This is a genomic window from Pseudomonas folii (assembly GCF_014357575.1).
In the GTDB taxonomy this organism is placed as follows: domain Bacteria; phylum Pseudomonadota; class Gammaproteobacteria; order Pseudomonadales; family Pseudomonadaceae; genus Aquipseudomonas; species Aquipseudomonas folii.
The window spans coordinates 1-9629 of sequence record NZ_JACONW010000182.1 but is presented as its reverse complement, the minus strand read 5'-3'; the positions used below and the strand labels follow the sequence as shown (position 1 = coordinate 9629).

Here is a 9629-nt window from a genome sequence, read left to right as displayed (position 1 = left end):
AGTGTCTGAACGTTCCAGTTCGCGAATCAGGGCATTCCAGTGACGAGCAACCCCCGGGCCATGGCCATCAGCGAAAACCTTGGCCTGCTCTTCAACCCGCGCCACGACTTCAGCCGGTGGATAAATCAACTCGTCATTACCCGCCGATTGAGCGGCCACCTGAATGTTGCAGGCATATTCCAGACGATGCAGTTGCTGGAATGCGTGCTCAACGCTGACACCGCCCGTCAACAGGCCATGATTGCGCAGGATCATGACGCTCTTGTCGCCCAGGTCTGCTACCAGCCTTTCGCGCTCATCAAGATCCAGCGCCACGCCTTCGTAGCCGTGATAGGCAATGCGACCCGAGAAGCCCAGCGCGTGTTGGGAGATCGGCAGCAGGCCACCTTTTTGCGCTGAAACGGCGATGCCATCACGGGTATGGGTGTGCAGCACAGCCACCAGATCATGGCGGGCAGCGTGAATGGCGCTATGGATGACGTAACCTGCGTAGTTGATACCCAGGCCGGTCGGGTCATCAACGATGGTCCCGTCGATATCGACCTTGACCAGATTCGACGCGCTGATTTCATCGAACAGCAAGCCGAAGGCGTTGATCAGGAAGTGCTCTTCCTTGCCCGGCACCCGCGCCGAAAAGTGCGTGTAAATGTGGTCGGTCCAGCGTTTCTGCGCCGCCAGACGGTAAGCCGCCGCCAGCTTGACCCTTACCTCCCACTCTTCCGGCGATACGCGCTCACGGACACTGCCGGAGCCAGACTGTTGGGATTGAAGAGGCAAGGAACTGACATTGCTCATGGGGCTGCTCCGTAGAAGTTCGGGACCGACAGTGCGGTACGTGTCGGAGCAGCCTAAACGCATAAGAAAACATTTAAAAAGCACATTTTAATCTAAGCTAATTATTAAATTTACTGATTTTTAAACAACCTGAATCTCTGCTGCGCCTGTGCCTCTGTCATCGCGACCAAGTTCTTACCGAACAACATTCAATTTTGAGAGTTCACCCCAAGTCCTGTAGGAGTCAAATGTTTGCTGCGTGACAGTGCAGTTTCAGGATAAATCGAACACCAACACAACCCAAGATAGGAAACTAGGCCATCCACGGTAATAATGCCCGCACATTTTTTTGCCGGAGCCTTATGCCGTGGCCGTGCCGCAAGCTATTTTGCCGATCTTTCTGTTGATTGTTCTGGGCTACTTCCTGCGTCGCCGCGGGACGTTGTCGGCCGAGAGCAACAAGGCCTTTGGCGAACTGGCGTTCAAGCTGTTCATGCCCATGGTGCTGTTCATCGGCATGGCCAAGGCGCCGTTGCACGAGGGTTTGAACACGACGATTCTGGCGGCCTACTTCGTTCCGGCGCTGATCATCTTTGCCGGCGTCAATCTGGTTGCTCACTGGCGCATCGGCCACCCTACACCCTTTGGCCTGACGGCGGCCTTCGGCAATAACGGGTTGATGGGCATTGCTCTGGTCGCCAGCCTGTTCGGCAACCCCGGTCTGGTGCTGCTGTTCACTATTCTGGCGGTACACAGCCTGTTGCTGTTCAGCTTTCAGAGCCTTTACAACAGTCTTGCCGGTGATGAGCCTTTCAGCTTTAAAACCCTGGTTGGCAGCCTGGCCAACCCGATGATCATCGGCTTGCTGCTTGGCGTGCTGCTTAACCTGTCGGGGCTGACGATGCCGTTATGGGCGGAGCATCTCACCACCTGGCTGGCCCAGGCTGCCCTGCCCTGCGCCTTGATCGTACTCGGCGGCAATCTCGCCGGTTACCGCCTTCGCCCCAGTATCGAGGCGGTCGGGATTACTGTGGCCAAACTGCTGATCATGCCGGTACTGGTGCTGGTGACTTGCATGGTCATCGGGATCAGCGGCACACCGCGAGCCGTGTTGATGCTCATGGCTGCAACGCCTTGCGGCCTGAATGTGCTGGGCTTCTCAAGGACGCAAGAAGACGTGCAGAAAACCAGCTCGGCCATTTGTCTGTCGACGCTGGTATCAGCGGCGACCATGCCAATGTGGATGTGGGTTGAAAGCTGGATTTGACCACCCAGCCTTCAATCCTTACAGGCATTCCTGCGCAGCCTGTTCGAAACTGGAAGGCGTAAAGCTGGAAGCCAGCGGTCGGCGTTCATAAAGAAACACTTTGCCGCCAGTTGGGGCTTTGTAGGCCTCAATCACGTTGTCGGCCGCGATAGCGCTGGAAACCACTACCCGATAATGACGCTGACTTTGCGACAGTGTCGGCGTGAACTTGCGGTCCTGCAATTTGGGCATCAGGCAGTCTGTGTACTGCTCAGGGGATTTCGCCGTCTGCAAAACCAGCGTCGGCTGATTGGGAGCAGTGGCACAACCAGCCAACAGTGAACCGGCAATCGCGGCAGTGAAGATGAGGGAAAGGCGCATGGACAGAATCCTGAACTAAAAAAATCTGCCAGCTGGGCAGGGTCTTCAATGCAGGGCATTTTCCGGATTTGCGGAGAAAACAGAAGCTGTACGTCGTGATGATGAATATTGTCGGGAGCAATAGTTCTGCGGGAGCGGTCCCGGTGTCCATGGCACCGCACGGCCTCGCGGCGAACAGAGAGCCCTGTGGGACCTGATTTATCCGGGAAGAGGCCCGTACTACGCTACATAATCGTGGTCAGAACGCTGCCTTCCCGGATAAATCCGGCCCCACATGTCCAGCGTAATACAGATATTTACGCGAAGTTTGACAGGCAGCCACGGCGGCATTTAACCGCTCACTTGATCCGGTAATGAAACGTGTTACGCACCGCAGGTACTGAAACTGCACGACCGTCTACGGTCCGAGGCTGATAACGGAAGGTGGTGGCCGCCGCCAGCGAAGGACGCATGAACATCGGGTGGCAGCCGTCCAGCACCTTGGGGTTTTCCACTTTGCCCTCGGGGGTGACGGTGTACTCCACGGTGCAGTCGCCCTCGATGTTCTTGTCCAGTGCGCGCTGCGGGTAATCGGGGGCTTCCTTGCTCAAGGGTAGATATTGACGACTGTCGACGCTAGCCTGGGCTGCTTGCTGCCGACTGCGTTCGGCGGCCTGGCGGGCCAATTCGGCGTTTTTTGTCTGCTGTTCCTGCTGTTGTCGTTGCTGCGCGAGGCGCTGCTCTTCGGCTTCGCGATTGCGTTTTTGCACTTCCAGTTGTTGCTGCTTTTCGGCCTGGTGCTCGAGCTTCTTTTCCTCTACCCGCTTGCGCGCCAGCGCTGCCTGCTCCAGTTTTTGCGCCTGAACCTGCGGATCCACTCTGGGTTTTGCAGGTTCCGGGATCGGCACAGGGGGCGCTGGTTGCACGACGGCAGGGAGTGGTTCTACCGGCTGCGGCTCGGCGACGGCAACCGACGGTTCGGGCTGAGCAGCAGGATGCAGCATCACCAAATGGGTTTTCAGCACCATAGGCTGTTCAGGCTTGGGGGGTTCCACCGACCAGCCAGTCACCAGCAGGGCTAATACGACCGCGTGCAGCGCGACAGCCAGACTGGCCGCCAGGCTGTTTTTCCAGAAGCGATTGCGCACAACATCGCTCACCGCAAAGGTCGGGGGGTGCGTGGTCATCGTGCTCATTGCGGGGCCTCGGTCACCAGCCCGAGGTTGCTCACCCCGCTCTGCTGCAAGGCCGACATAGCGGCCACCACACTGCCGTAACCGGCGTCTTTGTCAGCGCGGATGTAAACCTGGGTGTCGCCGCGCTGCGCCATGATTTGCGCAATCTTGCCGCGCATTTCGTCCAGCCCTACCGCGCTGTCAGTCTGACTCTGGGTATTCAATTCGCTTCCCAGGTTCCAGTAGTAACCGCCTTCGGCCTTCACCGACAGCGTCACGATCTGCTGCCGAGAGTCGTTGGCCAAGGCCTCACTGGCGACTTTGGGCAGCTCGATCTTCACCCCCTGAGTGAGCATCGGTGCAGTGACCATGAAGATCACCAGCAGCACCAGCATCACGTCGATGTAAGGCACCACGTTCATTTCGGCCTTTGGCCCGTGCTTGCGTTGCGGCCTGACTAACATGTGCTTGCTCCTCTCAGGCGGCTGCCGCCAGATTCACCGGCGCACCGTGCAGTTTGCGATGCATGCGTACCTGCAACTCGTTGCCGAAGGCGTAATAGCGGGTCAACAAGGTTTGACTGCGAGCAGAAAAGCGGTTGTAGGCAATGACTGCCGGGATGGCCGCGAACAGGCCAATCGCCGTGGCAATCAGCGCCTCGGCAATGCCCGGCGCTACCGTCGAGAGCGTGGCTTGTTGAACCTGAGACAAGCCGAGGAAGGAATTCATGATCCCCCACACAGTGCCGAAAAGACCGATATACGGGCTGACCGAGCCCACAGTCGCGAGAAACTGCAGACCTTTTTCCAGTTGCACTTCCTGCTCGCTGATGGCGACGTACAACGAGCGCTCGACGCCTTCGAGTACCACCTCTGGCGAACTGTTCGAGTGCTGGCCAAGCTGTTCATAGGCCTGGAAACCCGCCTGAAAAATCGGCGCTACACCGCCGTCACGATCCGTCGACTGCAGGCTGCTGCGGTACAGCGCCTGCAAATCCGGCGCTTGACGAAAGCCCAGAATGAACGTGTTGAGTTGCCGCTCGTTTCGGTTGAGTACCTGGCTGCGCTGGATGATCAGATACCAGCTCAACAACGAAGCGAGCAGCAGCGTCAGCATCACGGCCTTGACCAACAGACTGGCGTCGCTGATCAGTCCCCAAATCGTCATGTGTTCCAGTGTCGCGTGCATGTTCCGACTCCTTTTCCTGCGCTACGCAGGCCGTCAGCGGGCGACGGCCAGGGGCTATTCGATGAAATAGTGATGACCGGGTGATGACAGCCCGGATCAGGGCAAGGCAGCACCCGGCAAACTTAATGCCTTGGTGACTTCGCCCCAAGGAACAAACTTGAAGTTCTGGGTTTGCTCGGGCATACGCTTGCGTCCGTCTTGAACAACCAGCATGCCGCGGCTCCAGGGACCACCGAGGTTGACCGAGGTCACTTCAAGGCCGTCGGTTTCCGATGCGCCATCAATTCCCGTCGTTGCGTTCAAGCCGACTCGGAAAGCGCCATGGGAGGCAAATGGCGGTTCGGCCTCCAGCACCAGGTAGCTGTCATTGCCCTGGCTGGAAATCACCAGATAATCACGGGCATCACTCTGGTACAGCGCCAGCCCTTCTACGTCGGCGTGCAGTTGCGGGCCGACGCGAATTACACTGCTGAGCTTCGCCGACTGATCCGGTCTGGCGTCCAGCGCCCATACGCCGACATCTTCTTCGCCAATGAACAGGCGTTGACGCTGATCATCAGCGACGCAACCTTCAGGCTGGCTGTCGACTTTGAATTGACGCACCAACTCGCCATGGACTTTGCCGTCTGGTGCACTCAGGCGGTATTGCAGGAAGGTGCCATCCTTATCGTTGGCGAAAGCGTAGATCTCGCCGCTGGCGGGCTGGAACAGGCACATGCCATAGATGTTTTTCAGCGGCGTCGGGATCTCGCCCGCCACCTTCAACTCACCACTGGCGCGGTCGATGCTGAACAGGCTCAGGCTGTTGTGATCGCGATTGCTGGCCACGGCCAGGTCGACCGTTTGCTCTCCGAGGTTGAAATGGGGTCGCACATCGACGTTGTTCAAACGCCCGACGGGCAAGTCCTGAAGCAGCTTGCCCTGCAGGTCATATGTCAGCAGCCCCTGTTTCTTGTTGGTGCCCAGCACCCGGCTCAATTCGGGTTGCAGAGGGTGTATCCAGATCGCCGGATCATCCGCTGCATCACCCTGACGCCCCACCGGATCGCTCTGGCTGAGGGCGCCGACACTTGGCAGCACCGGTGGCAGTTGCACCGCGCTGGCTTGCCAGTTGATGTCGCCCTGATAAAGGCGACCATCGTCATCGTCACGTACGAGCACCTGCAAACCTTTGGCGGTGCGGCGAACGGCGATGCTTTCCGGTTCCTTCAGCCCCGGCAATGGCAACGCCGCTTCGGCTGACCAGGTATCACCCTGCTGCTGATAGAGGTGCAATTGCGCCGCGTCGGGGTCCAGCGCTACAACGCCGCCCGGCACCAGCGCCATGGCTCCAGCGGTTTTTTTGACCTGGCCAAAGGGTGCGCGAAGCGCCACTGGCAATCGGCTTACATCTGCCTCAGGGTGCGCGGAATACGCCCACCAACCGAGGTTTTCTTCATTCACAAACAGTCGGTTTGCAGCGTCATCCACCTGGCAAAACTGAGCCTGAGGGGGCAACGGCAGACCGCGTACACGCTGCGCGCTGGCATTGAGTTTTTCCGCACCGCCGACCAACCATTGCTCGCCCTTGCCTTCTTCGCCCACCAGAAACAGGAACAGGTTGCGGGCGTCATCGCGATACAGACACACACCGCTCACCGGGTAATCGCGAGTAGGCAGATACATCGGCCGCCCCCAACTGCGGCTTTGCGTGTCAAGGCTGACCAACACCGCTTGCTGACGATCATTGTCCAGACTGGCTACCAGCACCTGCTGACCGACAGCCCGGACATCCAGACCACTGAAAGAGCCCGGCAGGCGCGCCAGTTCCTTGCCCTGCTCGTCGAGCAACAGCAGGCCGTTGCGCTCGCTGGCAGCGATGCGCTCCGGGCCGAGGTTGTCCGGCAGAAATGCCACAGCACCCACGGCAAGGTTTTGCCCGGCAGCCCAGGGTTGCAACTGGAGACGTGGAGCGGCCGTCGCGGCCAACGCCGATCCAGCAGCGAAACTGATCAGCAAGGCCAACAAACACGTCTTGGGTAGAAAAGCTTTCATCAACGAAAAATCCTTGCGGTTCATTCACACGTGGCGGCCGCAGCAGGTGCGGCTGCCAGGGTCTTAGAAGTGAGTAAAAGTCAGGCCAAGCTTGTAGGTCGGGCCGTACTCTTCGTATTGGGCGTTGTAGGTACCGCGGCCGGTAGAAACGAAGTACGGCTGGTCGGTGAGGTTCTGGGCCTCGAAGCTGACTTGCAGGTTTTTGGTCAGCGAGTAACGGGCGCTGAAATCGATGAACGTCTGATCGTTGACGTACAGGTCATGAGCCTTGTCATTGATCGAGGCCAGCTCGTAGAGGTAGTCGGACTTGTAGTTGGCGGAGACGCGCAGGCTCAGCTTGTCGTTTTCCCAACCCAGCATGAGGTTGCCTACGGTGTCGGACTGGCTGGGCAAATCGATGTCGCGCTTCATCTGTCTGCCGCTGGCCTGATCAAAGCCTTTGATGCTCGCGTCAGAACGGCTGAACGTGGTGTTGGCGCCGATCAGCAGGCCGTTCCAAGGGGCGGGTAGCCAGTCGAATTTCTGTGAGTACGCCAGTTCCAGGCCGTAGAGCTTGGCGCTGTCGCCGTTGGCGAACGTGTTGGCTTCGGAGAAGTTCGCCCAACTGCCGGTACCGGCCTGATCGCTGTTGTAAACGAAGTTCTTGATGTCCTTGTAGAACACGAACGCAGACACGGTCCCGGCATGGCCCATGTAGTGCTCGATGCCCAGATCGAGGTTGCTTGATTCCAGCGGTTTCAGGTCCGGGTTACCAAAGGAGGCTTCGTCGCCGTCGATGACGAAGCCCGGCGCCAGTTGACCAAACGTTGGACGCACCACGGACTTGGTCCAGGCCGCACGGACCTGAGTGTTCTTGTCCAACTGATAGCGAGCGTGCAGCCCCGGCAACCAATGATGGTAACTGCGTTGGGTATCGCTGGCTGTGTAGACGCCGTCGGTAACCCCGGTGCCCCTGGCTTCCATCTCAGTGCCTTCGTAACGCATGCCTGCGATGAAACGCCAGTCGTCGATGTCGATGGTGTTCATCAGGTAACCGGCATTGATGTCTTCGCTGATCTTGAAGTCGTTGACCGTGGATTCTTCTTCATCGTAGAAGTCCGCAGGGTTGAGCCCGCTGATCACGTTACGAATGGCGCCGCCACTGATCCCTGGCCCGTAATTGCCAAGCCGATAATCGACGCTGCCCTTCTGGAATTGCGTGAGGTTGAGCTGATCATCGGTCAGGCCCAGCGCGCTGAAATCCTCATACACCCAGGCTTCCAGATCGTTGTCTTTATTGCGACGGCTCACCTTGCCGCCGAACTTGACCTGCGAGGCGTAACCCTTGAAGTCGTAATCACGGGCCAGATCCAGCCGCAGGTTTTTCTCTGTGTCCGTGGTTTTCTGTTTTTCCCACTCGACACTTTCAAGGGTGAAGTTGGACGGATCGTAGAAGGACGAACCAACGATCGGGCGCGGCTTGTCGACGTCATAAAAGCCACTGTTTGCGAAGGTGCTGTTGCCGGCAAACGTGGCATCGGCGATATGGCCGGGGCTGTCTTCGCCGGAGCGGCTGTAGCCTGCCTGACCGCTGAGGGTCCAGAGCCCCATCATCTTCTCGCCGCCGAAAACGTAGGACTGGATTTCCTGGGTTTCTTCACGCTGCTTGAGGTGCCGCGCGCCTTCGGCTTCGCCCAACTGCCATGCCGCCTGAGCGTCATCGAATTCAAGGGTGGTGGCGTTGCGGGTTTCGCTGTCCTTGAAGCGGCTGTACAGCGTGCGCAGGTAGTAGCTGCTGGTGTCGTCGGGCTTGTAGTCGAAGTTCAAGCCACCGCCAGCGCGTTCGCGGGTGATGTCGTAGTCGCGTTGTTCGAGTTCCTCCAGCCGGGCACCCTGCCCGAAATCCCAGCCACCGCCAGTCTCTACGTTGTCCGAGCCGAAGTCGCGCTTCTGCCAGCTCAGGGCCGCCGCGACGCCGAAGTTATCAATGCCGTCACCGAGGCTGAAACGATCACTGATGGCACCGGAAAACTTGGGGCTGGTCTGGCGAGTATTCTTGTCGTAGCTGGCTTCGCTACTGCCGGTGTAGAACAGGCCTTTGTGATCGAACGCCGACAGGCTTTTGACATCCACGGTGCCACCCAGGGAGTTGGCATCCATGTCCGGCGTCAGGGTCTTGATCACCGACAGCGACTGCACCAGCTCGGAAGGCAACACGTCCAGCGCGACGGCGCGGCGCTCACTTTCCGGGGATGGCACCAGCGTGCCGTTGATGGTGACGCTGTTGAGGTCCGGCCCCAGCCCCCGAACACTGACGAAGCGCCCTTCCCCCTGATCACGCTCGACGCTGACACCGGGCAGGCGCTGCACGGCTTCGGCAACGTTTTCATCGGGCAACTGGCCGACGCCATCGGCATGCACCACGCTCTTGATGCTATCGGAGCTACGCTGTTCCTTGAGCGCCTGATCCAGGCTGGCAGCCTGGCCGACCACTTGAACGTGCTCAGTGTTGGCAGTGCTTTCTGCGGCGCTGAGTCGCTCACTGGCGATTGCCATGGCCAGTGCAGTCAAGGTGAAGCTGACGATTGCGGCAGAACTGCGGCGCGGCTGATAGCTAGGCGGGTACATGGTCATCCTCTCCCCAAACGCCAGGCAAGTGGCCCGGCAACTGGAAGGGCAAGCTAGGGTCAGGCAATGACGATTCTGTGACAGCGCTTTGCCGGGAGAGGCGAGAACAGGGGTTTCGCGGAGGTTTACAGGGGAAATTGAGCTGAAATGACCTTTATTACGTGAGCCGTCTCCTCCCCCTTCGCGAAATCAATTCGCTCCCATCAAACAAGATGCCATTTTCTGGGTTGACCCAAATTCTGTAG

8 protein-coding genes are annotated in these 9629 nt (G+C 58.8%); 1 reads left to right on the top strand and 7 read right to left on the bottom strand.

Annotated elements, in window-relative coordinates; all coding sequences use genetic code 11:
- A partial coding sequence (locus H8S59_RS24050; RefSeq protein ID WP_187523043.1) for a class II aldolase/adducin family protein occupies positions 1–795 on the bottom strand: 795 nt, incomplete at its 3' end.
- Positions 796–1141: 346 nt separating this feature from the next.
- On the opposite strand from H8S59_RS24050, the gene H8S59_RS24045 reads away from it, so the two are divergent.
- On the top strand, positions 1142–2041 hold the full coding sequence (locus H8S59_RS24045) for an AEC family transporter (protein WP_187523042.1): 900 nt from the start codon (positions 1142–1144) through the stop codon (positions 2039–2041).
- Positions 2042–2059: 18 nt separating this feature from the next.
- Here H8S59_RS24045 and H8S59_RS24040 read toward each other — a convergent pair whose 3' ends face one another.
- From H8S59_RS24040 to H8S59_RS24015, 6 genes are all read right to left on the bottom strand, one after another.
- Positions 2060–2401, bottom strand: coding sequence for a hypothetical protein (locus tag H8S59_RS24040; RefSeq protein WP_095097311.1), 342 nt, complete (start codon positions 2399–2401; stop codon positions 2060–2062).
- 338 nt (positions 2402–2739) lie between these two features.
- Positions 2740–3576, bottom strand: coding sequence for an energy transducer TonB (locus tag H8S59_RS24035; protein WP_187523041.1), 837 nt, complete (start codon positions 3574–3576; stop codon positions 2740–2742).
- Positions 3573–4019: a protein TolR gene (tolR, locus tag H8S59_RS24030; RefSeq protein ID WP_187523040.1), complete on the bottom strand. Its 447-nt coding sequence runs from the start codon at positions 4017–4019 to the stop codon at positions 3573–3575. Before tolR ends, H8S59_RS24035 begins: the two co-directional genes overlap by 4 nt.
- 13 nt (positions 4020–4032) lie before the next feature.
- Positions 4033–4743, bottom strand: coding sequence for a protein TolQ (gene tolQ, locus H8S59_RS24025; RefSeq protein ID WP_095097320.1), 711 nt, complete (start codon positions 4741–4743; stop codon positions 4033–4035).
- A 96-nt stretch (positions 4744–4839) separates the two neighbouring features.
- On the bottom strand, positions 4840–6777 hold the full coding sequence (locus tag H8S59_RS24020) for a phytase (protein ID WP_187523039.1): 1938 nt from the start codon (positions 6775–6777) through the stop codon (positions 4840–4842).
- A gap of 63 nt (positions 6778–6840) precedes the next feature.
- Entirely contained in the window at positions 6841–9384 is a 2544-nt protein-coding gene (locus H8S59_RS24015) for a TonB-dependent receptor (protein ID WP_187523038.1), read from the bottom strand.
- Between the last annotated feature and the right edge of the window lie 245 nt (positions 9385–9629).

Bases quoted from the DNA above. Each gene is read 5' to 3' on its own strand.
- tolR (WP_187523040.1), bottom strand. From the start codon at position 4,019: ATGTTAGTCAGGCCGCAACGCAAGCACGGGCCAAAGGCCGAAATGAAC.
- H8S59_RS24040 (WP_095097311.1), bottom strand. From the start codon at position 2,401: ATGCGCCTTTCCCTCATCTTCACTGCCGCGATTGCCGGTTCACTGTTG.
- H8S59_RS24015 (WP_187523038.1), bottom strand. From the start codon at position 9,384: ATGTACCCGCCTAGCTATCAGCCGCGCCGCAGTTCTGCCGCAATCGTC.
- H8S59_RS24035 (WP_187523041.1), bottom strand. From the start codon at position 3,576: ATGAGCACGATGACCACGCACCCCCCGACCTTTGCGGTGAGCGATGTT.
- tolQ (WP_095097320.1), bottom strand. From the start codon at position 4,743: ATGCACGCGACACTGGAACACATGACGATTTGGGGACTGATCAGCGAC.
- H8S59_RS24020 (WP_187523039.1), bottom strand. From the start codon at position 6,777: ATGAAAGCTTTTCTACCCAAGACGTGTTTGTTGGCCTTGCTGATCAGT.